Source organism: Pseudomonadota bacterium (assembly GCA_023229365.1).
Taxonomy (GTDB): domain Bacteria; phylum Myxococcota_A; class Polyangia; order JAAYKL01; family JAAYKL01; genus JALNZK01.
The window spans coordinates 23,160-47,590 of the sequence record JALNZK010000030.1 but is presented as its reverse complement, the minus strand read 5'-3'; the positions used below and the strand labels follow the sequence as shown (position 1 = coordinate 47,590).

Sequence of the window (24,431 nt, the reverse complement as noted above, 5' to 3'; positions counted from 1 at the left end):
ACGGCGTTGCTCCCGAACGAGATCGGCCGATAACGATCAACCGGCGACGAGATCGCGCCCTGGTGTGACCACGGGGTACGGCGAGGCTTTACCGTTCATGGAGGCTCCTTTCGCCATCTTATGAAAATGTGTCGTCGGCACGCCCAAACGATACGAAAAAAAGGATCATCGTCGTGCCGATGTAGGATTATACCGGCGCGCGGATGTTTTTGCACGGACGGTTCGAACAGGGTTCGGTGCGCGCGCGGTCCACATCCGCGGCCCTTTTCGCGCTACTTCGCCCCGTCCGGCAGGTCGAACATGTAGATGGCGTTCACCATGCCCGGCGTCGTCTGCGCCATGTCCAGGAACACCTTGTCGCCCCAGATGCGGGACGTCGCCTTGACGCGGTCGGGGATATTCGTGACCTGGAACTCGGTCTCCGTGTCCAGGTTGTAGCCCCAGATCTGGACGCCCGCGAAGCTGTCCGCATGATTCGGGTTCGAGCTGTCGCGGTAGTCCGACCAGATGACGATATTCTCGTGGACGTCCGGGTACGAGGCGATCCATTCGCCGCTCGTGATCTGGGTCGTCTCGTGCGACTCGAGGTCGTACATGAAGATCGCGGCGTGGTTCCAGTCGCCCATGGCACCACTCGTGCCGAGCTTCAGGTCCATGTAGACGACACGGTTCCCGTGGATTCTGGGAGCGAGCTGCGCTTGAGGATCGTCGGTGATCTCGATGAACTCCTCGGTCGAGAAATCGTAGCCGCGGATGTCGCCGCCATCGATGAGGCCGGTGGTCCAAACCACCACGTCTTCCCAAAGTGAATTGTACGATCCGTATTGAAGCGGGATGATCTCGTGGTACGACCCGGGCGCCTCCTGGTTGAACTCGCACAGAGGAGTGGAATCCATGACGTCACCGCAACCGCCCTTGGAAACGATGCGATCACCAAAGATATCCATGTGCTCACTCGGAATCGGGAAGTCAGAACCTTCCTTGTGGCGAGAAAAAATCAGTTTCTGAGTTTCTGTTTGAAGATTCGCACAAATCACCTCCGCACTATCATTTAGCGCATAGGTTGTTTCACTATAACAAACAGTTTGTTCATAGACCGTTGCGGGGGAAAAGACATAGCTTGATGTGGCTGTTAGAAATGGATCCGGAATGTTGAGAACCAATCCTTCTGAATAGTCAACAATATGAGCTTTTCGAACAGGGACATCTCCATCAGTAAAAGAAAGCAGACTCCCCCAAACGTCCCATTCCAGCACTCGAATTTCATCGGTGAAAGTCAACTGTCGGCACCCCTCGACTCCGCAGTCGCCGCCGTCCGGAAGATCCTCCCACACCCACGGCCCCGCATCCGGCACGAACCCCTCAGGCATCGTGTCGGAGTCGGAATCGGTGTCCGTGTCGATGTCGGAATCGACATCCGTGTCCGCGTCGGTATCGGTCCCGGCGTCGAGGCCGGAGTCCGCGGGCTGATCGTCGTCCGTGCAGCCGGAGCACGCGGACAGCGACGAGGCGAGCAAGAGCGAGAGTACCATGATCGAAACGCGCGTCACAGCTCCACCTCCCACACCTCGTAGGCGTTCGCGCACCCGGGCGCGACCCGCTCCGCCACGCCGTCGCGAACGATCCGACCGGCCACCCAGTCGCGCACGTCGTGAGCATCGCGAAGCTTCAGCCCCGTCGCCGAATCCTCGACCGTCAGCGTGCCGAACCAGCCGTTCAGGTACGTCCACGCCCCGTCCGCCCGCATCCACGGATACAGCAGCCCGGAGACCGAGACGCTGTTCTTCTCGAACGGCAGGTACGGGTTCCCGCCGAGCTCGAACCGCCGCAGCTTGTCCGTCGTCAGCGCCAGCAGCTTCTCGCCGGGCTCGTTCACCTCGACGCCGAGCACCGGCTTGCCGAGCGACAGCCGCTTCACCTCGCTGAGCGCCCCGCTCTCGTCGAGCGCCGCCACCGTGATCCCGGCGCCGTCCGCGAGGTACACCGCGCCGCCGAGCGCCGCGACGTCGAGCACCGCCACCCGCCCGGGCAGGTAACCGGTCGGCGCGAGAAGGCCATCGTCTGTCGCGCGGAACACGTGCACGCCGCTCAGCGCGGCCACGAGCACGAGGTCGCCCACCACCTCCATGTCGGTGCCAAAGTCCGGGCCGCCGCACCACCAGCACGTGCCGGGAACGATCAGCTCTTTGACATCTATCGGCTCGAGCCCGCCTGCGGCGGTCAACGGATCGAACGACAGCAGCGCGCCGTCGGTGAGAACGTAGGTGTAGCCGTCGTCTCCCGACGCGAGGTCCACCACCCACTCCCATCCTTCCGGGCTCCACGACGCCACCTCGGCCATCGGCTCCGGCTCCCTCGCGCCGCACGCGAGGTCGTCCGACTCGCCGGGCGCGGCGCACGTCATCCGCCCGACCTCCGCGTACCAGGCGCTGTCCGCTCGGCACAGGCGCGTGGTCTGCGTCTCCACGTCGCCGTCGCCCGCGCAGTCGACCGCGATCGGCTCGGCCTCGGCGAGCCGTGATACGTTCCCTTCCCAACTCCCGTCCTCGCTGAGCAGGAAAGAGCTATTCCCGTCCCCGTCGGCCATGCCGTGCACGGCGAGGCGACCGCCCAGGCCGGTCACGAGGTACCACGGCCGCCCGGCCGGCGGGCAGCTCCGGCCGCGGCACTCCGGCACCGCCTGCGACCACGCTCCGGATTCGATGTCGTACCGCCACAGGTCGTTGTGCGACACGCCGTTCGCGTCCTCGCCACCGAACACGAGCAGCCGGCCCGCACGTGCGGCCTCGAAGCCGAGCGCTACCCCGCTCCGCGCGCCCGGCCCGTCCGCCAGATCCGCGATCGGCTCGAGCTCGAGCGAGCGCAGGTCCAACTCGTACACCGCGCTGCTCGCGCCGTTCGCCGTGCGACCGCCGGCCACGTAGAGCCGCCCCGGGCCCTGTGCCGCCTCGGCGTCCGCGAGCCCGAGGAAGTCGCCCGAGAGCAGCTCCCACGTGCCGCGCCCCACGCTGTACGCCCACAGATCGGACAGCACCACGCTGTTCGCGCCCTCGCCGCCGAACAGCAGCAGCCGGCCGGTGCGCGCGTCGAACGCCAGGATCGCGTCCGACCGAGCGGGCGGCAGAGGCCCGGATGGCGGCGTCGCGTCCTGCCACGTGAAGTACGGTCCCCCGTTCGCGTCGAGCCCGCCGAACCGTCCGAGCCACAGCCGGCCGTCCACGGCGCCGTTCGCGAGCGCGCCGCCGAACACCGCGATCCCGAAACCGGCGGTCTGACCCGTACCCGCGGCGAGCGCCTCCTGTGCCTGCATCTGCGCCTCGACCCCGAACCGCGCTGACGCGAACCCGAGCGTCTCGGGCACCGAGCCCTGTGTCGCGCCGGTCGAGTACGCTGATACACCGACGTCGAGCCCGCGGCCGTCGATGATCTGCACCACGAGCCCGCCGAGCGCCGAATTCGGACCGGCGATGCCGGCCGGGTACGCGTACGCCCCAGCGTCACTCGCCGCCTCTATCGGGATCGCCATGAGGCCGAGCCGCTCGTACCGCACCTCGGGCAGCGCGGCCGAGATACCGGGGTCGAACGCCAGATCCGGCCAGTGCGGCAGGTCGATCCACTTGCGGTAGCCCGGGATCGACGGGTGCGGGACGCCGATGATCCTGCCGCGCCACGACCCGGGGTCGAGCTGGAACGACGCGTACTTGTTCGCCCGGAGCCACTCGCCGTCGATATCCGTTTCGCCGACGGGTCCTCTCGGTCGCACCCAGAGGCGCCCCCTGGTCTCTCCGTCCAGCAGCGCCCCGGCGTTGTCCAGCGGCACGGTCGAGGACCCGGCAGGGTCGCCGTAGAGTGACTCGTTCTCCACCCACCACAGCTCCTTGTCCCAGTCCCACCGCGTCGTCCTCGCAACGATATCTTGCGTGGTCGGCTTCTTGTACGCGTGGATATCCGGAGTGCAGTGTATGGTGTAGTAGTTGGTGGCCGCCTCGTCCGAGCCCCAGACGCTCCAATAGTCGTCGCTGATTGCGTTCGCCCGCCGGCAGGAGATCGACGGGTAGTAGGGGTAGGTGTTCTCGTCCGCCGGTGGCGTCACCGGCGACGCCGAGAAGAACCCGTCCCGCACGTAGCTCGTCAGATGCCAGCCCGAGTGATAAAATTGACGCCCCCACGCTTCATCGTCGTTCTCGACACAATTATTATTTATACAATCTTGAATCCCCGCTTCGTCGTCAGAGAACTCCTCGCAGCTGCACCACCTGACCTGCACCTCGTCGGGCTGGTCCTCGTCGGCTTCTTCGCAGACACTCCCTTCGATGTGCAACGCCGCACCGCGGGCGCAGGTGTCGATCTCTATTTCACCTATGGTTTGTCCATACTGATAATGGAACTGGAAGAACGAATTCTTAGTGGCCAGTCCGAATCCGGTCGGCTCCCAGGTATCCACGGCATCGACCCCGCAGAAATCGACGCAGCGGTCCGTGTCGCACGCGTCACCGACACCGTCATCGTCGCAGTCGGCCTGGTCGGCGTTGGCGTCGTCGGGGCAGTTGTCCGGTTCGTTCGTTATGGTATCGCCGTCGCAATCTCCCATTGCGTAAATGTTTTGTGCGATTTCCGATTTCGCGAGCACGGAACCGATGCCGTAACCATAATTGTATCCACCGCTCTCGCTACAATCGGCACCATTGGTATGAACAGCGATTTCTTGCCCTTTGTGATTCAGCACTCCGGAACCAGAGCTGTGACCTGCGGTGTCGATTCGATAATCAAAATGAGGCAAGGCGCTATCAGAGCATCCAGTATTGGAATCAGGCTCTTGGTCAAAGGAATTTCCAACATAAGGTCCGAATGCCACTTTTTTCACGCAGCGATTGACCTGTGCGTCGGGATGCTGAATGATTGCGAGTTGTTCTCCGACGTCGCTCCGGGGAACGCATATCTCCGTGTGATAAGGCCATGGCTCCGAAATCTTTAATATTGCGTAATCGACACAAAGCGGAGCATCATCAGGACAGCCCTCGACTCCATTTTCGGCAATAAAATCGACAGGAATAGCGGTCCAATCTCGGAGCCCCATCTCATTCCCGAAACCATCGTTCTCCAGCTGATAATCGAAAACAATCCAAAGATTTTCCGGCAAATTGGGGTCGCTCTCGTTCGCACAGTGTCCTGCGGTCAGAAATATTTCATCACTGATCATTGTACCGCTGCAAACGCAGTCATACGGATGGTCAGACAAATCGTCGAGATGATTAATATCCTGACATAACAACCCCACGGATCTGCCATGCTCAGTGACATAGTTCTTGTCATAACCGTATTCCGAATACTCATCGTCATAGAACTCGACGTCTTGCCAAGTGGGGTCGTCACCATAGCATAGGTCATAGGGTACTATTTCGGCTTTGGCCGATGACGCGCAAAAAATCAGAACGAGCAATGTAAGAAAAGACGATTTCAGACCGAAGTTGCAGATAAAACAACTCATTATGAAACCCTTTCTGCGCTGCTTTCCCACAAGCTCTCGACGGTTCGAATATCCACTCTTCGCCTTCGCGGGCGGTGCGATCGCGGTCGTTTGGCCGCGCGTCCCTGACGCATCCCCTCAACGAACAGCGTAGCAGAAGCCCTCTCTAAGCGTAGAACAAATATGGTTCTTCCGGTTCCCCCCGGAATGAAAGCATGGACGTAGGCTGATCACGACGTCGTCGGAGAGGTCCGCCTGGGACCGTGCGGGAATTGGACAACGTGGACATTGAGGGTTCAGCAGGGAGTTGCGAGACACCTTGCAAGGAGGTCCCCGATGTCCACGAGCCTGTTCAGCTCGTGCAGCGGGACTTCTGCTTGCTCATCTCCTGCTGGAGGGTGCGCGCCTTGGCCGCGAAGGGGCTGTCCCCGTGCTTGGACGCGATCGTGTCCGCGAGGATCCGGGCGTCGGTGCAGTCGCCGAGCTGGAAGAAGGCGGACGCCATCTCGTACAGCACCTCGGGGTTGAGCTCGCTCTTCGGGTAGACGTCCGTGAACTGCCGGAGCGCGCCGAGCGCCTTGGCCCACCGCTTCTGCGCGACGAACGACCTCGCGACGAGGAACTGGACGTCGTCCGCGGCCTCGTCCTTGGGGTAGCGCTGCAAGAAGAGCTTCGCGAGCTCGCGCGCCTCGCCGTAGCGCCCCGCGTCGAAGGAAGCCCGGATCGCGCTGAAGTGCTCGCCGGGCTTCTCCGGCACCTTGGCGGGATCGACGGGGAGATCCAGGCCGGCGGCGAGCGCGAAGTCGACGACCTTGCGGTTCGCCTCCTCGGCGGCCGCGCCGACGGTCTCGATCTCAGGCCGCAGCTCGGCGAGCGCGCCGTCCGACGCGCGGAGCTGATCCTTGAGGGTCTCCATCTCGGCGCCGAAGTCGGCCGAGTTCCGGGCGAGGACGCGCGTGGCCTTGGAGAGCGTCTCCTCGAGCTCGGCGATCTGCGCTCGCGCGGTGTCGATCATCTCCGTGAGGCGGGCGCGCTCCTCGGCGGACTCCCCCTCGACCTTCGCGAGCCGGTCCTCGAGCTTCTTCGTCTCGATTTTGAGCGTCTCGCCGTCGTCGCGGCTGGTCCACAGGAAGCACCCGCCCTGCGCGGCCCCGACCGCGAGCGACGCTGCGAGCGCGAAGCGGGCTGCTGCGCGCATCACTCGAAGTCGACGCGCCGGTCCTTGGCGCGGCCTTCCTCGCCGGCCCCGGTCGCCTCCTCCTCGCCCTTCGAGATCAGGCGGACATTCTGGCCGTCGAAGCCGAGCGCGGTGAGCATCTTCTTGACGATCGCGGCGCGGCGCTCGCCGAGCGCCATGTTGTACTCGGTCGTGCCGAGGTTGTCGCAGTGCCCCTCGAGGATGAGCTTGCCGCCGCGCTTCTGGAGGCAGTCGTAGTTCTGCTGGATCGCCGTCCGCTGCTCGTCGAGCACCTCGGACGAGTCGAAGTCGAAGTAGATGGGGGAGAGCGTGCAGGCGCCGGCCCCGAGGCCGCTCGCGGACATGTCGTCGACCTGGCACTTGTAGTTGATGCACGAGAGCCCGGCCGGGCAGTCGTTCGTCGTGTGGCACTCCGCCTTCGTGCAGAGGCCGTCGAGGCAGACCAGGCCGCTCTCGCAGTCGCCGGCCGAGAGGCAAGGGCCGCACCGGTTGTCGCGGCAGATCTGGCCCGGGCCGCAGTCGGCCGGTCCGCTGCAGTAGCCGGGGATCTCGCGGCACGCGCCGCCCGAGCACTCCTGGCCGGCCGGGCAGTCGCCCGTGTCGCGGCACTGCTGGCACGTGTTGTTCACGCAGTACTCGCCGGCGTGGCAGTGCGAGTCCTTCTTGCAGCTCGGGTACTTCGGATGGCACCCCGATGCGGCCACCGTCACCGCGAGGCCGAGCGTCAGGATCAGGATCACGTGTTTCACAGCCATCTAGTTCTCCCGGCCCCGCCTCTTCTTCGACCGGGGCCACCAGTATCGTTGTCGTCGTCCGGTAGAGGCGAAGTCAATTTTTCGGCCTCGCCGCAGGCGACCATGGAACGAGTCGAGGGGGTCCGGTATTCCGAAGGGGATGGGAGGGAGCGGTGATGCGGGCGCATCGTTGCTCCATGGGAAATGGCTCTGAGCCGTTTTACGGGGGACTGTGCCGCGTTGCCACCTGACTGAATGACGGCGTCCGCCGCCACCCGCCGGCGTCGCCGCCGCTCACGGTGACGCGTAACTGCGAATATCCGCGTCTTTCCTGATTCCGCCGATTCGGCACACATCGTGGTTTCCGCCGCCGCGTGCAGAGTGCCCGCCAACTCGAACCTTCCTGGTCGCTCGGGTCTTCGTTCGCCCCGGCGAGCGCCGGATACAGACCGCGTGCGCCCGACGCGACGGTGCTGCACAAGGTCGTGCGCGAGAACCTCGAGGAGTTTCTCCGCCAAGCTCGCGGCGGTTCGGAGGACGGCGAGGGCGTCCCGGACTTCGTCGTGGACGAGCTTCGGAAGTTCGTCTCGTGCGGTTCGCTCTCGGGAGGTTTCGCGCGGCTGAAGTGCGAGACGTGCGGCAAAGAACGTCTCGTTCCCTTTTCGTGCAAGCGCCGCGCCGCGTGCCCGAGCTGCGCTGGGAGGCGCATGGCAGAGCTCGCCGCGCACCTCGTCGACTCCGTGTTTCCGCTCGTGCCGGTGAGACAATGGGTGCTCAGCCTGCCGTTCCTCCTGCGATACCGGCTCGCGTGGAACCACGATCTCACCCGGAAGGTGCTCCGGGTCTTCTGGCGCGCACTCGACAGGTACCAGAGGAAGAAGGCGAAGGAGCGAGGGTACGAGAACGCACGCACCGGCGCCGTGACGGTCATCCAAAGAGCCGGAGGCGCACTAAATCTCAACGTCCACTTCCACATGGCCGCGCTCGACGGCGTGTTCGTCGAGGTCGATGGGGAGCTCGTATTCCGCAGGCTGCCCGCACCTTCGACCGAGGATGTCGCTGCGATAGTGAAGTCGGTTCGAAAGGGCGTCCTCCGCCTGCTCGGCCGATCACGCATTTCGAACGGTGACAACCAAGACGACGGCTGGGAGGACCCGTTCGCCGAGGAGAGTCCGGCGCTCGCGGCGGCGAGCGGCGCCTCGGTGCAGGGGATCTCCGCGTTCGGTCCTCGAACGGGGCAGAGGGTGCGGCGGATCGGCGAAGAACCGGACGAGATCGGCAAGGCGCCGAAGCGCAAGAGACACGCACGGTATCAGGGTTTCGATCTGCACGCCGGTGCGCCAACCAAACCCGAGGAGCGCGATCGCCTCGAACGGATGCTCCGCTACTTGTTGCGCCCGCCGATTGCAGAGAGTCGCCTGCGCGAGCTGCCTGATGGCAATATCCTCCTCACCCAGAAGACGAAGTGGTCGGACGGCACGACCGCCCTCGTGTTCCACCCGCTCGAACTGCTCGAGCGCCTCGCGGCGATCATCCCGAGACCGCAAATCAATATGCTCATCTACCACGGCTTGCTCGCGCCGAGCGCCAAATGGAGAAGTCGTGTCGTCGCGTACAAACGTCCGGTGGTTCAGGAAGAGAATTCAGATTCGGAATGTGACGATGCGGTCGAACCGCATCCACCGAAGCCCCGTTACTATGCGTGGGCCGAGCTGATGCGCCGGACGTTCGGCTACGACGTCATGACGTGCCTCGAGTGCGGCGGGCGGATGAAGCTCATCGCCATGATCGAAGATCCCACGGTCATCGCGAAGATCCTCTCGCACCTCGGCCTTCCGACCGAGCCGCCGGTCGCGAAACCGGCGCGCGCTCCGCCGGAGCAGCTCGAGTTGCCGGAGTACGTCGAGCCCGAGCCCGACGAACCTTTCGAAGAAACTCCCGCCGACTTCTGATCCCCGCGACACGAATCGCGACGGGTAACGGTGACGTCTGCCCTGAGCGCGAAAAATCGCGAAACACGGCGCGTGGAACACGTTTGTGCGCGGGTTCTCCGAGCTGTGATATAGTTCGCGAGGGGTCGAACTTTGTCGCAGAACGGATCTTATGACAAGTTCTCGGAACGAAAGTGCGTTTATGGCGCCTACGCGCAATAAAAAAAGTTCGCAAAGACGGGTCGGATGAGAGGTATACTCGATTATTCACGATCTGTTTCAGTTCTTCCTGAGGGGGCAACATGTCACGAGGCGCATGGGTTGTATTCCTTTCTCTTGCAGCAGGGCTCTTTTTATCCTGCTGGGACGACTCGCACTGGAGCAGCCCTGACGGCGGGGACACCGATACCGATGTCGATACTGATACGGACAGCGACACGGACACGGACACGGACACCGATACCTCGCCAGTGACAACCTGCCCAGTCCACGTGATCGGTGAGGGCGGCAGCGATTCGACCAGCGGGAGTACCTGGGACGAGGGGCTCGCCAGCGTGGAGCGCGGGCTCGACCTCGCGGAGCCGCTCGGATGCGACGTTTGGGTGAAGGCGGGGACGTACTACCCGACCCACGACCCCGACGGTTCGGCCACGCCCGACGACCCGCGGACCGTGACGTTCCGGCTGCGCGCGGGCGTCGCCCTGTACGGCGGCTTCGCGGGGGACGAGGCGACGCTGGAGGAGCGCGACTTCGTCGCGAACGTGACGATCCTCTCGGGGGACATCGGCGCGGCGGACGATATCAGCGATAATTGTTACCACGTCGTTACCGGCACGGACGGTGCGACCATCGACGGCTTCACGATCACTGAAGGCAACGCGGACAATCCTGGCAATACGACCGGCTATGGCGGAGGGATGATCAATGATTTTTTCTCGCCGATCGTGGTGAACTGCGTTTTCTCGGGTAACTACGCCAATTTCGGCGCTGGCATGCTCAACGCCTGTTCTTCGCCGACCGTAACGAGCTGCACTTTTTCGAACAACACAGCGGCAGTTGATGGTGCTGGAATGTACAACATGGTCGCCTCCTCGCCGACGGTGGTGGATTGCATCTTCTCGGGTAACGCCTCATTATCTCTTGATGACGGTACTTTAAGCGGCGGCGGTATGACCAACCATTCCTCTTCACCGACTGTACGGAACTGCACCTTCTTTGCCAACGCGGGAGAGGATGCAGGCGGTATGGAGAATACTGATTACTCATCGCCCATGGTTGTGAATAGTGTATTTCTTGCTAATTCTGGCCAAACCGGCGGCGGTATGTCGAATAGATTTAACTCCTCACCGACAATAACAAATTGTACTTTTTCCAGCAATAATGCAGAGTCCGACTGGGGCGGTGGTATCTACAACGACTATTCTGATGCGGTCATCACGAACTGTATCCTTTGGGGCGACTCGGAACCAGAGATATTGAATTTTGGAATGTATTCGTTTTCGACAGTGACCTATAGTGACGTGCAAGGCGGCTGCTCCGTTGTGTCTGGCTGCACTACCGACGAAATTGGCAACATCGATTCCGATCCTTTTTTTGTTTCGATCAACGACCTCCATCTGATGGCCGGTTCACCCTGCATCGACGCAGCGAATGGTGATGCAGCTCCTGAGTTTGATATAGAAGGCAACCCGCGGGTGGACAATCCTGCAACATTGAACACTGGAGTTGGAGCAATAGATTTCGCTGACATGGGTTCGTTCGAACACCAACTATAGGTTGGTGTCTATTCTTGTGATATCAATTAACGCACTTGTGGTGCGAAAAGAAAGGAAGACAGACATGAAATGCAAAGTAATATCTTTTTTTATTATTCTATTATCTGTTTTTTTTCAACAACAAATAGTAGCAGATTCCATCACTACTACTTACTCGAGTTACCTTTTTAAGGGCATGTCAGATGATGATCTAGATTCTGGAAAATTTATTCATTACAATACAACCGCATCATGTTATCCGACACGTAGTGGGTTTAGCGCCAATAAAAGTAGCGACGGTTCTTCCCAGGTTATTGCCCCTGTGGCGCGGCAAATAAGCTCTCCGAGCTGTGATATAGTTCGCGAGGGGTCGAACTTTGTCGCAGAACGGATCTTATGACAAGTTCTCGGAACGAAAGTGCGTTTATGGCGCCTACGCGCTAAGGCTTGATCAGGTTTCGAATGAAGAGAGAGAATGAGGTCATGAGCCCGCGCAGCCGCCGTCTCCGCACGCGCTCCATATTCCCGGTGGCGACGCTGTTGGTCGTTCTCGGCATTTCCTGTGACGACACACGAAGGGGTCCCGACTCGCACGAACCGGATACGAGCGATGCGGACGCTGACGGTGACTCCGACACCGGCACGGACACGGAAACCGAGCTCATCGACACCGATTTCCCGAGCACGGCGATCCCGGCCACGTGCGAGGAAGCGGCCGAGAACCCCACCTCCGTGGGGTGTGTCTTTTTCGCGGTCGATATGGATAATTACACGAGTGATACTGAAAGCGAAAATCCAGATTCCATGCCATTTGCGGTGGTCGTCTCCAATCCGCAAGAGGATGTCGACGCGACCATTTCGCTCTGGGACGGAATCGAGGGGGAACTCTACACCGCGGTACTGGAGCCGGGCGAGCTCGAGGTGATCGAGGCGGCGTGCGACCCGGGTTGCCTGGTAGCGCCGCGCCAGGTCGAGATTCAGGGACTTTCAAAGGGCGCGGGGTTCCGGCTCACCTCCGACGTGCCGGTGCTCGCCTACCAGTGGAATCCCTACGGCATCAATTCTTTTGTGACGGACGCCTCGCTGCTTTTTCCGGTCTCGAGCCTCGGAGAGGATTACATCGTCGCCGCGTGGGGCACCGGGATCTCCCCAGATCATCCGGACTGGCCGTACATGGTCTCGCAGGTGACCGTGGTCGCGACCGAGGACGACACGCAGGTCGTGTTTACGCCGTCCGTGGACATTCGGGAGATGGGCGGCGTGGGGCCGTATGCGGCCGGAGTCGAGAGCCCGGCCGTGACGCTCGATTCGTTCGACGTGCTCACGCTCGCCCCGACCACGGTCGGCGACGACGTCACGGGCACGAGGGTCAGCGCCGACAAGCCGGTGGCCGTGTTCGGCGGCCACTCCTGTGCCAAGATACCGAGCTTCGACTACGGTGCGTGCGATCATCTGGAAGAGCAGCTCCTACCGCTTTCGGCCTGGGGCGCCTCGTCTGTGCTCGCCCGGCACGCGGAGCGGCACAATTGCGTGAACCCTGATCTCGTCCTGTGGCGCGTCATCGCCGGGGCGGACGACATGGTCGTGTCCTTTGATCCGCCGGCGCCCGAGCCGGCGGGCCCGGAGCACCACTTCGAGAGCCAGGGCGACGTGCTCGAGTTCCTGGCGCCGGGCGACTACTTCGCCGAGGGCGCGCTCGAGTTCCCCGAGGATCCGGCGCAGCCAGAGGCACCCTTCCTCGCGTATCAGTTGATGACCTGCGCATCGATGCCGTTCTGCGTTTTCGACTACCTCAATTCGCGCGAGGGTGACCCGGATATGCTCCAGTCGCCGCCCGCGGGCCAGTACCTGGATCGGTATGTCTTCAACACGGACGAGGGTTTCGACTACGATTTCGACCACATCATCGTCGTGCGGCCCTCGGGCGCGTACGTGGCGGTCGACTGTCTCGGGCTGATCCCGGACTCGGAGTTCACGGAGGTCGGGTCGAGCGGCTTCGAGGCGGCGCGGATCTACATCGACGACGCGTTCGCGCCCACAGGTTGCACGGACGGCGCGCACCTGCTCACCGCGTCTGCGCCCGTGGGCCTGTCCGTGGTGGGGACCGCGCGTAATAACTCCTACTCCTACCTCGGCGGCGTGGGCGTCAAGCCGATCAACCCGACGATTGAATAGACGTTCGAACCGCAGAGGTTGTTGTCGAGGCTGGCCGCGCCCGTCGACGCCCCGCTGACCGCGCTCGACCGATTTCTGCGTGAGTCTTCTGAATCTTCGGGGATGAAATTGATACGCGGAGCCTCTCGAAACCGTCGCGGCTGGGTTCAAGTGGCTTCGCGTTGGGTATCGGCACCGTCGCGTTTGTGTCCGGACATGATCACGTGACTATATCCGGATAGTCCCGCTTGGGTTTTCGAGGCATCCGTTTGTGTGTCGATACCCTCGCGTGGACGATCGAAAGGCGCGCCGAAGCCTCGGGAATGGCGGCCCGGAGCCTCGCTTCTCCGAGCTGTGATATAGTTCGCGAGGGGTCGAACTTTGTCGCAGAACGGATCTTATGACAAGTTCTCGGAACGAAAGTGCGTTTATGGCGCCTACGCGCGAGTACCCCTTGCCGGCCTGGACAGAGTTGCCGAAAGAGCGCTCCGAGTCGTCTGAAATGGTGTTGCTTTCTTAACACCACACCGTGTGAAGATCCACCACACCGAACCGCCGCACATTCCGAACGGCTCCGGGCTTCCGCCAATCGGGTTCGGCGATCCGCCGAACGGTTCCGGGTATCCATTTCCGAGGCTCGGCGATTCGTTCCAGAGGCTCCGGGCCGCCTTCGCCGAGGCTTCGGCGTGCCTTTTGATCGTCGACGCGAGGGTATCGACACACAAACCGATGCCAAGAAAATACAAGCGCGACTATCCGGACATAGTCGCGTGACCATATATCGATACAAACCGTTGCCTCGGAAATTCACGCGGGACTATCCGTGTATGGTCACGTGACCATATATCGATACAAACGGTTGCCTCGAAAATACAAGCGGGACTATCCGGATATAGTCACGTGACCATATATCGATACAAACCGTTGCCTCGAAAACCCAAGCGCGACGGTGCCGATACCCAACGCGATGCCATTAAAACCCAGTCGCGACGGTGTTGATACCCAGACGCGACGGTGTCGAGAAGCTCCCTCATCTAATTGATATCGTCCCGGTGGTTCACGAGCCCATACGACGGTGCCATGGCGATGAGTCGTCAACGCCACGGCAGTGTGTCGTCGACGCGACGATCATACACGCGGATGCCGCGAGATCCGCAGACGATCGCATTGGCATCGCGATTGCAATAGCCCTGATCAACACGCTCGTCGCACAACACGGCGGGCCCAACGAAAGGACACTGCAATGAAACCGAAGCGCACTTTCTACCCGTCCCGGATCTTCGACGAAGCCCTGGAAGCCCTGGTCATCCTGTTCGTCGCCAAGGGCTGGCTGTTCCCCGGCATCGACATCGCGCAGCTTCAGGCGGACGTCGCGGCGCAGCGCGCCCGGCGCGTCGAGCACGACACCCTGCGCAGCCAGTACCTCGCGCTCCACGAGACGTTCGGCCTGGAGCAGCTGGCGCGCTACAGGAGGTTCATCCGGGCGCTCAACGCGGCCCGCGGCGCGTTCTGCGAAGACAAAGCCGTGATGGCCGAGCTCGACCGCTTCACCCTCAAGCGCTCCGGCAGGCCCCGAAAGAGCCCCGAGGAGTCCGAGGCCGCGTGACGCCCCGTTCCACCCCGCATACCCACCCAGGCCCGCGGAGGAGACTTCGCGGGCTTTTCCTTGCACGTAACCACAGGGGTCAACCACAGGGGTCAAGAGTGTTCACTCTTCACACAGCCTCTCCCGACCCCTGTCTCCCCGACACTTGTCTCCCTGTGGGGGATGGGAGGGAGCGGCAGGCGAAGCGGGCGGATTCGTTGCGTGTCGGGGCGAAGCTGCATTAGACTGTCCACATCATGGTCAGCTCGAGGATAAGTCTGCCGGAAGAGAAGCTCGTGGAGTTCTGCAGGCGCCACCGGATCCGGCGCCTTTCGCTGTTCGGCTCGGTTCTGCGCGACGATTTCAGCGAGGCCAGCGACGTGGACGTGCTCGTCGAATTCGAACCCGGCGCACGCGTCGGGATGATTCGCCTCGCTGGCATGGAGATCGAGCTCGGCGAGATGATCGGACGCAAGGTGGACCTCAACACCGTGGGCTTCCTGAGCCGCTACTACCGCGCCCGAGTGCTCGCCGAAGCCGAGGTGCGCTATGACGCGGCATGACGACGGAATCCGGCTCCGACACATGCTGGATCACGCTCGCGAGGCGATTGCGATTGTCGAAGGTCGCAACCGCTCGTGACGGTACTCGACGAGCTGCTGAAGACCGACGCCGGTTGAGGCGCCCCATCTCCCCACCGGAGGTTCGCGATGCCGAGGGACTACGACAGCGACAGGCCGAAGAAGAGCTGGAGCGAGATCGACAAGCAGAAGGATCGCTCGCTGCACAGGCGCGAGGAGCGGCCGGCGATGGGCCAGAAGAAGCAGGCGCGCGCGGACGGCGCCTCCAAGGTCTACAAGTCGCAGCTCGACCGGTTCTTCGACGGCGAGGGCAAGGCGCCGGCGCAGGTGAAGGACAAGCTCGCCGCGATCGAGGACGTCTCGCCCGAGGGGCAGGCGCGCAAGGCCGCGGTGCAGAAGATCAAGGACGCGGCCACGTCGAGCGCGAAGCGCGACGCGGTCCGGGAGTACCTCGCGAAGTGGGAGCTGCCGCCGGACCACGACGTGCTCGTCGAGGTGCTCGCCTGCGACGACGACGAGTACATCGCGATGGCGCTGAAGATCGTCGACGAGTTGCTCTCGGCCAACCGCCCGCCGCACCGCACGACGATGCTCGAGCAGCGGCTCAAGCGCATCGTGTCGCTGAGCGAGGAGCCGTCCGTCCAGGGCGCCGCGAAGGAGCTCATCAAGAAGCTGCGGGTGTTCGGCTGAGAGTCGCCCAAGTACGCGACTGTTGGTCCGCTACACAGTCGTTTTCATGAGTCTCGTCGCTTGCCGACCGCGGCCACGAGGGCCGCGGCCAGGATGACAAAGCCCTCCGGGCAGGAGATGAGGAAGCCCGCCGGGCTTGTCTCCGAAGCGACTCGTCGCGTAGGAGAATCCTGGCCGCGCTCCTCGTGGGCGCGGCTGAAAGCTGAGGCCGGTCATCATTTGATCTGCACCGAGGCTCGGCTATCTAGCGGTTCCGCAGGTAGATGAGGCGCAACCCCTCGAGCGTGAGATCGGGCGCGATCGTCTCGAGGGTCGTGGCCTGGGCCGCGACGGTCCCGGCGAGGCCGCCGGTCGCGACCACCGCCACCTCGCAGGCCATCTCGGCGGCGAGCCTGCGGACGAGGCCGTCCGTGAGCGCGGCGTAGCCGTACAGGATGCCGGACTGCATCGCCTCCTCGGTGTTCCTGCCGATCGCCTGGCCGGGCGTGTCGATCTCCACGCGGGGGAGCTTCGCGGCCCGCGAGACGAGCGCCTCGAGCGAGATCTGGAGCCCGGGCGCGATGGCGCCGCCCAGGTACTCGCCCTTCTGCGAGATGCAGTCGAACGTCGTCGCGGTCCCGAAGTCCACGACGATGCAGGCGCGCCTGAACCGAGCGTAAGCGGCCACGGCGTTGACGACGCGATCGGCGCCGACCTCGCGCGGGTTGTCGTAGCGGATCGCGAGGCCGGTCTTGATCCCCGGGCCGACGACGAGCGGCTCGCAGCCGAAGTAGCGCTGCGAGGCGCGCCGCAGGGCGTGGAGCGCCGGCGGGACGACGCTCGAGATCGCCACTCCCGTCACCGCGCCCATGTCGACGTCCCGCATCCCGAACAGCGTGCCGAGGTTCAGCCCCCACTCGTCGGTCGTGCGCTCGCGGTCCGTGCGCAGCCGCCACGTGTGGACGAGCTCCTCGCCGTCGTACACGCCGACGACCGTGTGCGTGTTGCCGACGTCGGCCACGCACAGGAGCTCGCGGGAGGTCATGGGGCCTTGCCCTGGGTCGTCTCGTACCAGGTGAAGAAGTCGACGAGGTCGCGCTCGAGCCGCGACTGGATCTCGGTCAGCGTGATGTCCGCGCGGTTGTCGGAGGTCGGGTTGAACTGGTACTCGTAGTTCTTGTCGTCGAGGAAGAACACGTAGAGCGGCTCGGCGGTCCCGGTCGGCTCGGCGGGCACGGTCGTCGCCTGCAGCACGTGGAGCCTCGAGCCGGCCGCCGGCGGCGGGATGAACCCGATCTCGATGCGGTCCTGCTGCACGAGGTACTCGATGGCGATCTTCTGGCCTTTGACGCGGACGTCCGCCCTGAAACGCGCCTGCGTCGCCAGCTCGATCGAGGCGTCGGCCTCGGCCTGGTAGCCGCGCGCCGCGAGCACGGACGAGAGGACGTCGAGCGCCTTCTGCTCCTCGAGCGGGCGGGTGTCGAGCTTCGCGGGGCCTTCCTGGGCGCCGCCGCACCCGACGGCGAGCCCCACGAAAACCAGCGCCGCCGCGGCGACCGCCGGGCGCGTCATCGCGAGCCCCCTTCGCGGCCGAACCGCCACGCGCGGAACAGCACCGCCTCGAGCGCGAACGACCGCTGGAGCTCGCGCGCGCCGCTGACCTCGGCGACCGGGCCCGACGCGGTGACGGTCCCCGCGAACGGCTTGGGCGCGAGATCCAGCTCGGCCTGCCCCGGCGAGGCGAGCGGGACGGGGCTCGGCGCCGCGACCTCCGCGAACGGCTCGGAGGCCTCCATGACCGGCTCGTCCGGCAGCGGCTCGAGCTCCGGCTCCGGCTCGACCGCCTGCAGCTCGAAGACCGGCTCCGCCGGCGCCGCCTTCTCTGCGACGACCGGGGCGGCGTCGACGGGCGCGACGGCCGCGATCGGCGGAACGAGCTCGATGGGCTGCGTGATCTCGACGGGCGCGGCGGCCTCGACCGACGGAACGAGCTCGATGGGCTGCGTGATCTCGATGGGCGTGACCTCCTCCGCCGCGGTCTCGGCGCCGGGCGGCGCGATCTCCGAAGGCTTCTCCGCAGCGCGGCTGCGGGCCTCGGCGAGGCTCAGCCGGTTGCGCTGGACGCGCTCGAGGAGATCTTGGAGCTGCGCGACGTGCGCTTCGGAGCTCATGGGTTCCCTCCCTCGCGGTGGATCTTCTCGATCGCGGCGTACGGGGCCTCGCCGTCGGCTATCGAGCGCGCGACGCGCCGCAGGGCGTCGGCGTTGCCGACCAGGAAGACGATCTCGTCGGGCCCTCCGGCGGAGGCGCCGAGGTGCGCCGCCTCGAACCGCATCTCGGGATCGAGCGCGGAGAGGAAGCCGCCGAGGAAGCCGCCGAGGAGGGCGACGGTCGCGTCGGCCGCGCCCTCGGCCGCGCCCTTGATCCTGAACAGAAGCGCGTCGCCGCGGATCTCGATCTCCGTCCTCCCGAAGCCGAGCACCGCGAGGGCGCCGTCGACCGAGTCCGCGAGCGCGTCGAGGGCCAGCGGATCCTGCCCCGTGCGGGAGGCGGCCCACGCCGCGAACCGCTTGCCGCGCGTCTCCCCGAACGTCCGCGCCGAGCGTCCGAGCGCCTCGCCGCCGAGCAGTTCGCGCGGGACGAGCACGAGGGCGTCGTCGTCGCGGGAGCGGATCGCACCCGCCCGCAGATCGAATTGGACGTAATCCGCCGCGTCGAAAGCCGGTCCAGCCATCGGCGTCTTCCTTTCCCTGCGGGCTCAAGAGACGGGGCTCGTCTGCCCGCGGCGCGCTGGCCAGATTCTATGCGACGGGGAAAACCCCGTCAAATCCGCGACATTTCAGTCGTTTGGACCGGGGTCGGATCCGGAGCCGGACTCCGGCGCCGTCTCGGTCCCGGACGGGGTGCGGCGGCGTCGGGGGCGACGGCGGCGCGGCCTTCGGCCCGTCTCGCTGCCCTCCGCGGTCTGGGCCGCTGGCGTGCCGGCCTCGCGCCACGCGGCGACCGTGGCGAGCGCGTCCTCGTCCGCGGCGACCGCCTCGAGCAGATCGAGCGCGTCCGCGGCGAAGTCCCGCGAGAGGATCCTCTTCGCGCGCCGCGTGCGCGGGCCGTCCTGGAGCCTGCGCCGCGCGAGCAGGATCTGGCGCACGTTCGCCATGTGCCGCCGCGTGAACGGGATCGGCGCGGTGAGCGCCGCGAGCGCCTCGTCGAGGACCGGCGCGATGTCTCCCTCCGTCTCGAGCGCGCCGCGGCAGCCCTCGAACAGGAGCGCCGCGATCAGCACGGACTCCGAGAAGACGCGGCCCTGCCCGGTGAGGGCGTCGCACCGCGCGAGCGCCGCGAAGGCGTCCGCCGGCGGCTGCGACCTGTCCCGGATCGCGGCGAGCCCGGGGAGCACGTGCGGCAGGATGCCGAGCGCGCCGAACCTATCGAAGCAGCGCGCGCCGGCGCCGCTCTTCAGGACCTTCAGGATCTCCTCGAACAGGCGCGCCGGGGCGCACGACGGTATCAGCGGCGCGCCCTCGGCGATGGCGGGCAGCATCGACTCCTCGAAGCCGAGGCCGAGCAGCTCGCTGAACTTCGCGGCGCGCACGATGCGCACCGGATCCTCGGCGAAGCGCCTCCCCGGCGCGCCGATGGTGCGGATCACGCGCCTTTCGATGTCGCCGATCCCGTCCACCCAGTCCAGGATCTGCTGGCGCGAGACGTCGTACATGAGCGCGTTGATCGTGAAGTCGCGCCGCAGCGCGTCGTCGCCCGCGCAGCCGAAGAGGTTCTCCGCGGCGTGGCGCTCCGTCACGTCGTCCTCGGCGGTCGGCGAGCGGCGGAACGTCGCCACCTCGATGATCTTGCGGTCGCGGAAATGGAGGTGCGCGAGGCGGAACCGCCTGCCGATGAGCCGGCAGTTGCGGAACAGCTGGCGCATCTCCGCCGGGCGCGCGGACGTCGCGACGTCGAAGTCCTTGGGCGTGCGGCCGAGGAGGAGATCGCGGACGCAGCCGCCGACGAGGTACGCCTCGAAGCCGTGCCGCTCGAGCCGGCGGATCACCTTGACCGCGTCGTCGTCGAGCGAGCTCTCCGCGAGCGGGCGATCCACGACGCGCAGCTCGGGGCTCACGTCCGAGGGGGGCGGCACCGAGAACGGCGACTCGGCGTCGCAGGGCGCTGGGCGCCGGTCAGTCGGGGCCGGCATCGTCTTCACCTGGGGTGGCGGCGTCGCCGCCCGCGTCCGGCTCGTCCGGAGCGCCGCCGTCGCCGCCCGCGTCGGGCGCGGCGTCTGGAGGCCCGCCGTCGTCGGGGTCGAACCCCAGCTCGAGCTTCCGTTGGCAGCCGTGCCAGGAAGCGGCCGCGACGAGGAGCGCCACGGCGATCAGGAGAACTCTTCGCACTGCGTCAACTCACCCGGCGAGCGTCCGCCGAAGCCCTTTTGGAGGGCGGCGCTCGCCGCACAACGGCGGGCACTATATAACGAACGCGGTCCGCGGGCGCAACCGCGTTCTCGGACGCCCTGGGTTCCGGATTCCTCTAGAAATCGAGGCCGATGCCCGTGTTGAACTGGAACTGGTGGCCGACCTTCGTGTTCAACTGATCGTTGTACGCCTCGACCGTGCCCTCCGGGGCGTTCCCCCCCGGCTTCACGATCGCCGTGGCCCACTCGTCCTTGATGCCCCACGCGCCCTCGACCACGATCGCGAGCAGCTCGTACTTGAACCGCAAGCCCAGGAACACCTTCATGCGGCCGAGGTTCGGGCCGGAGAGCATCGTCGTGTCCCAGTACTGCGCGTCCATCGGGTGGAAATTGTCGTTCGCGTCGCGCCAGGTGATGGGCTCGGTGCGGATGCAGGTCCAGACGTACTGGAAGCCGCCGTACGGCGTGAGCGTGATCTGGCCGCCTATCGCGAACGGCCGCGAGATCGAGCCGTCGACGCCGACGATCGTGACGTCGAGGTCCGTGGTGCCGATGATGCGCACGACCGACCCGCGCGCGGCGATGTTCGGCAGCGCGCCGCGGAACCCGTGGAGGTAGCCCTCGAACAGCGACCACTTCACCTCGCCGCCGATCCCCGCGATCTCGGACTGCGCGAGGTAGTTGAGCGAGCCGCCGATCTCGAACGACCACGGCAGCCCCTTGCGGACGTGGATCGCCGGGACGAACATGGCGCTCGGCTTGTCGTTCGCCGGGCCGGTGGCGTAGTACCAGGGATCCTCGGCCATCGTGGGGGCGTTCCAGTCCGGGACCCCGTTCGTCGTCGCCTCGAGCCCCATGTAGAAGCCGGAGTAGCCGAGCGTGTCCGCCGGCGCCATCAGCTTCGGCGACAGGGCGAAGAAGTACTCGGCGAGGAACCGCTCGTAGTCGGCGATGTCCGCGGAGCAGTAGCCGAACTCCGTACAGTTGATGAACCGGCCGACCGCGAGGTCCAGCTTGTTCGCCGAGGCGTCGCGCGGGGCGGCGGCGAACGCCGTAGCCAGACAAAAGCCGAGAACGAAGCCAGCCGCTGTTCGACGCATGGGGTTCTCCCTCGCTCTTCAACCTACGGAAATCGAACAAACGTATCAATCCGGACGAATTGAAGTCAAGAAACTCCGGAGCCGCACCCGGCTAGGCCGCGCCGCTGCGCGGTTTCCCGACGAGCCGCGCGAGCGCCCCGATCAGCGCGTCGGCGTCCTCGGGCGTGTTGTAGACGTGAAACGACGGCCGCACGAGGGGGCGCCCGGCGAACGGGAAGCACGGCACCTCGATCCGGAAGCGGCGGAAGAGCTCGACCTGGACGGCGGCCGGATCGCACGGCGGCAGGCCGATCGCGACCATCTGCCCGAACGACGCCGCGGCGGCGAGGGGCGGGATCCCGGTGATCTCGCCCGCCCTGCGCTGCGTCTCGATAGCGAGGGAGTGGCACGCGGCGCGCCGCTCGGGCGGGGCGTGCCGGCGGAGGAAGCCTATCGCCGCGGGCACCGCCAGGAACCCGGCGAGGTCGCGGGTGCCCTGCCACTGGTGCCGGCGCGCGAGCAGGTCGGCGCCGGTGTAGGGGTCGTGGGCGGTGTCGTCGTGGAGCTCGGCGTGGTAGCCCCAGCGCACGACGGGCCCCTGGAGCGCTTCGTGGTGCTCCGGCCTCGCGTAGAGGAAGCCCGAGCCCTTCGGCGCGCACATCCACTTGTGGCAGTTGCCCGCGTAGAAGTCGGCCCCGAGCTCGTCGAGGGCGAGATCGATCTGCCCCGGCGCGTGCGCACCGTCGATCACGGACAGCAGCCCTTCGGCGCGGGCCCGCCGGCACACCGCGGCGACCGGGAGGACGAGCGCGGTCGGCGACGCGACGTGGCTCAGGAAGATCGCGCGCGTCCGCGGCGTCACGCCCTCCCAGAGGAGCTCGACGAACGCCTCGTCGCCCGGGTACGGCAGCGGGCTCGGGCGCCTCACGTAGGCGGCGCCCGCGGCGCGGCAGGCGATCGACCACGCGTCGTCGCACGCGCCGTACTCTTGGCAGGTGGAGAGCACCTCGTCGCCGGCGCGCAGCCCGAGCGAGCGGGCGATCGTGTTCACGGCGGTCGTCGCGTTGGAGACGAACACGACGCGTTCGGCCCGCGTGCCGAGGAACGCCGCGAGCTCCGCCCGTGCCCCGGCGAGCAGCGCCCCGGACCGGCGCGCGAGGAACTCGACCGGGTTCCTTTCGAGCTCGCGCTGCAGGCGCTGGTACTCGTCGAAGACCGGCGCCGGGCACGCGCCGAACGAGCCGTGGTTGAGAAAGACGAGATCGGAATCGAGCAGGAAGAGGTCGCGCACTGGAGCCTCCGTCCGCCGATTCTAGCGGCGTCAGCCCGGCCTGTCACGGCCGCGCGTCGCGTCGCCTCGACACCGCGAGCGCCCTGTCGCATACTGCCGGCCCGATGCCCGGACCGCAGATCAGAGGCGCGCTCTTCCTCGCGGCGGCGGTGCTCTCGTTCTCGACGATGAGCGCGCTCGTCAAGGTCGGCGGCGCCGGGATCCCGACCGTGGAGATCGTCCTCTTCCGCGGCGCCTTCGGGCTGCCGCTGCTCCTGCTCGCGGCGTGGCGTCAGGGCGTCGATCTGCGCGGCGTGAACCGCAGGCTGCTCCTCCTGCGCGGCGGGACGGGCACGCTCGCGATGGTGCTCCTGTTCTTCGCCGTGGCGCGGATCCCGGTCGGCGAGGCGATGCTGCTGAACCAGTGCACGCCGATCTTCGCGCTGCCCCTCGCGGCGATCGTGCTCGGCGAGCGGATCACCCGGAGGCACGCCGCGCTCGCCGCCGTCGCGCTCCTCGGCGTCGTGATCGTCATCCGCCCGGGCGTCGGGTTCGTCAACGTGCCGGGGCTCGCGGCGCTCGCCTCGGCGCTGTTCTCGGCCGCGTCGTACGTCTGCGTGCGCCGGCTCACGAAGACCGACGCCACCACGACCATCGTCGTCTGGTTCACCGCGTTGAGCGCCCTCTCGACCGCGCCGTTCGCGGTCGCGACCTGGGTCACGCCGTCGCCGCGCCAGCTCGCGGCGCTCGCGGGCATCGGGGTCACGGCGGCGGTCGGGCAGCTGCTCCTCACCATGGCGTACAGGAGGGGCGAGGTCGGCAGGCTCACCGTGATAGGCGGCTTGGGCGCGGTGTTCGGCACCGGCTTCGACCTCGTTCTGTGGGGACATTCCCCCGATCTCGTCACGGCGCTCGGCGGGATCGTGGTCATCGCCGCGTGCGCCGCGATGCAGGTCATGCGCGCGCGCCCCGATGACCGCGTGGCGGAACACTGATAAGGTGATCGTGACATGGGAGCATCACTGCAATCGCCGCGCGCCGCCCTCGGGCTGCTGGTCTTGATCGTCGCGCTCGGACCTGCAGGGTGCGACGGCTCGGACGGGTACGGCTCGTGGAGCTGCGACGGTCCGCTCCAGTTCGCCGACGCGAACCTCGAACAGACGGTCCGCGACGCGGTCGGGGAGCCCACCGGGGACATCCTGGCCGACGACGTCTCGCAGCTCGTCTACCTCGAGGCGAGCAGCCGCCAGATCGCCCTCCTCGACGGCATCCAGTGCCTGACGGCCTTGACCGAGCTGTACCTCGGCGACAACCAGATCTCCGACATCGGACCGCTCGAGCGGTTGACGTCGCTCCAGGACCTCGTCCTCGAGGTCAACGGAATCGCGGACATCGGGCCGCTCGAGGGGCTGACCGACCTGGCCACCCTCTCGCTCCACTCCAACGAGGTGAGTGATCTCGCGCCGCTCGTGGCGAACGCGGGGCTCGGCGAGGGCGACGTCGTGTGGCTCGCGGACAACCCCCTCGAGATGGGCGAGCAGGCGGCCAACATCGAAGCGCTGGAAGACCGCGGCGTGACGCTCGTGTTCTGAGGCGGGGGC

The 24,431-nt window shown here is 65.6% G+C and carries 22 protein-coding genes; 10 read left to right on the top strand and 12 right to left on the bottom strand.

Going from position 1 to position 24,431, the window contains the following annotated elements:
- Positions 1-272 precede the first annotated feature (272 nt).
- A complete protein-coding gene (locus M0R80_14535; protein ID MCK9460852.1) occupies positions 273-947 on the bottom strand; it encodes a hypothetical protein in 675 nt (224 codons plus the stop codon).
- Between the two features lie 599 nt (positions 948-1,546).
- A complete protein-coding gene (locus M0R80_14530) occupies positions 1,547-4,123 on the bottom strand; it encodes a kelch motif-containing protein (GenBank protein ID MCK9460851.1) in 2,577 nt (858 codons plus the stop codon).
- 24 nt (positions 4,124-4,147) lie between these two features.
- Between M0R80_14530 and M0R80_14525 the strand changes: the two genes are divergently transcribed.
- Positions 4,148-4,975 carry a hypothetical protein gene (locus tag M0R80_14525; protein MCK9460850.1) on the top strand — a complete coding sequence of 276 codons (828 nt, stop codon included), beginning with the start codon at positions 4,148-4,150 and terminating at the stop codon, positions 4,973-4,975.
- An 844-nt stretch (positions 4,976-5,819) separates the two neighbouring features.
- Here the strand turns inward: M0R80_14525 and M0R80_14520 are convergent.
- Positions 5,820-6,665 (bottom strand): tetratricopeptide repeat protein, encoded by an 846-nt coding sequence (locus M0R80_14520; protein MCK9460849.1) that lies wholly within the window; start codon positions 6,663-6,665, stop codon positions 5,820-5,822.
- Positions 6,665-7,420 carry an OmpA family protein gene (locus M0R80_14515; protein MCK9460848.1) on the bottom strand — a complete coding sequence of 252 codons (756 nt, stop codon included), beginning with the start codon at positions 7,418-7,420 and terminating at the stop codon, positions 6,665-6,667. The genes M0R80_14520 and M0R80_14515 overlap by 1 nt, the downstream gene beginning before the upstream one ends.
- Positions 7,421-7,773: 353 nt before the next feature.
- Between M0R80_14515 and M0R80_14510 the strand changes: the two genes are divergently transcribed.
- The 7 genes from M0R80_14510 (at position 7,774) to M0R80_14480 (ending at position 16,094) form a co-directional block, all read left to right on the top strand.
- Positions 7,774-9,351, top strand: a complete 1,578-nt coding sequence (locus M0R80_14510) for a transposase (GenBank protein ID MCK9460847.1) — start codon at positions 7,774-7,776, stop codon at positions 9,349-9,351.
- Positions 9,352-9,632: 281 nt separating this feature from the next.
- On the top strand, positions 9,633-11,105 hold the full coding sequence (locus M0R80_14505; GenBank protein MCK9460846.1) for a right-handed parallel beta-helix repeat-containing protein: 1,473 nt from the start codon (positions 9,633-9,635) through the stop codon (positions 11,103-11,105).
- 441 nt (positions 11,106-11,546) lie between these two features.
- Positions 11,547-13,259: an IgGFc-binding protein gene (locus M0R80_14500; GenBank protein ID MCK9460845.1), complete on the top strand. Its 1,713-nt coding sequence runs from the start codon at positions 11,547-11,549 to the stop codon at positions 13,257-13,259.
- 510 nt (positions 13,260-13,769) lie between these two features.
- A complete protein-coding gene (locus M0R80_14495; protein ID MCK9460844.1) occupies positions 13,770-14,012 on the top strand; it encodes a hypothetical protein in 243 nt (80 codons plus the stop codon).
- 469 nt (positions 14,013-14,481) lie between these two features.
- A complete protein-coding gene (locus tag M0R80_14490; protein MCK9460843.1) occupies positions 14,482-14,844 on the top strand; it encodes a hypothetical protein in 363 nt (120 codons plus the stop codon).
- Positions 14,845-15,080: 236 nt separating this feature from the next.
- Positions 15,081-15,386 (top strand): nucleotidyltransferase domain-containing protein, encoded by a 306-nt coding sequence (locus tag M0R80_14485; protein MCK9460842.1) that lies wholly within the window; start codon positions 15,081-15,083, stop codon positions 15,384-15,386.
- Between the two features lie 147 nt (positions 15,387-15,533).
- Positions 15,534-16,094 (top strand): hypothetical protein, encoded by a 561-nt coding sequence (locus M0R80_14480; GenBank protein ID MCK9460841.1) that lies wholly within the window; start codon positions 15,534-15,536, stop codon positions 16,092-16,094.
- Between the two features lie 244 nt (positions 16,095-16,338).
- Here M0R80_14480 and M0R80_14475 read toward each other — a convergent pair whose 3' ends face one another.
- From M0R80_14475 to M0R80_14440, 8 genes are all read right to left on the bottom strand, one after another.
- A complete protein-coding gene (locus tag M0R80_14475; protein MCK9460840.1) occupies positions 16,339-17,118 on the bottom strand; it encodes a type III pantothenate kinase in 780 nt (259 codons plus the stop codon).
- Entirely contained in the window at positions 17,115-17,645 is a 531-nt protein-coding gene (locus M0R80_14470; GenBank protein ID MCK9460839.1) for a hypothetical protein, read from the bottom strand. Before M0R80_14470 ends, M0R80_14475 begins: the two co-directional genes overlap by 4 nt.
- The gene (locus M0R80_14465) at positions 17,642-18,244 is read right to left on the bottom strand and encodes a hypothetical protein (protein ID MCK9460838.1); all 603 of its coding nucleotides are present in this window, start codon (positions 18,242-18,244) and stop codon (positions 17,642-17,644) included. The genes M0R80_14470 and M0R80_14465 overlap by 4 nt, the downstream gene beginning before the upstream one ends.
- Complete coding sequence (locus tag M0R80_14460; protein MCK9460837.1) at positions 18,241-18,807, bottom strand: hypothetical protein; 567 nt, start codon at positions 18,805-18,807, stop codon at positions 18,241-18,243. Before M0R80_14460 ends, M0R80_14465 begins: the two co-directional genes overlap by 4 nt.
- Before the next feature lie 105 nt (positions 18,808-18,912).
- Entirely contained in the window at positions 18,913-20,265 is a 1,353-nt protein-coding gene (pcnB, locus tag M0R80_14455) for a polynucleotide adenylyltransferase PcnB (GenBank protein MCK9460836.1), read from the bottom strand.
- Positions 20,249-20,461 (bottom strand): hypothetical protein, encoded by a 213-nt coding sequence (locus M0R80_14450; protein MCK9460835.1) that lies wholly within the window; start codon positions 20,459-20,461, stop codon positions 20,249-20,251. The genes pcnB and M0R80_14450 overlap by 17 nt, the downstream gene beginning before the upstream one ends.
- 136 nt (positions 20,462-20,597) lie before the next feature.
- On the bottom strand, positions 20,598-21,581 hold the full coding sequence (locus M0R80_14445) for a hypothetical protein (GenBank protein MCK9460834.1): 984 nt from the start codon (positions 21,579-21,581) through the stop codon (positions 20,598-20,600).
- Positions 21,582-21,672: 91 nt separating this feature from the next.
- Positions 21,673-22,851: an aminotransferase class V-fold PLP-dependent enzyme gene (locus M0R80_14440; GenBank protein ID MCK9460833.1), complete on the bottom strand. Its 1,179-nt coding sequence runs from the start codon at positions 22,849-22,851 to the stop codon at positions 21,673-21,675.
- A 104-nt stretch (positions 22,852-22,955) separates the two neighbouring features.
- On the opposite strand from M0R80_14440, the gene M0R80_14435 reads away from it, so the two are divergent.
- Together M0R80_14435 and M0R80_14430 are read left to right on the top strand one after the other, a co-directional pair.
- On the top strand, positions 22,956-23,825 hold the full coding sequence (locus tag M0R80_14435; protein ID MCK9460832.1) for a DMT family transporter: 870 nt from the start codon (positions 22,956-22,958) through the stop codon (positions 23,823-23,825).
- A 15-nt stretch (positions 23,826-23,840) separates the two neighbouring features.
- A complete protein-coding gene (locus M0R80_14430) occupies positions 23,841-24,422 on the top strand; it encodes a hypothetical protein (protein ID MCK9460831.1) in 582 nt (193 codons plus the stop codon).
- The last annotated feature ends 9 nt before the right edge of the window (positions 24,423-24,431 follow it).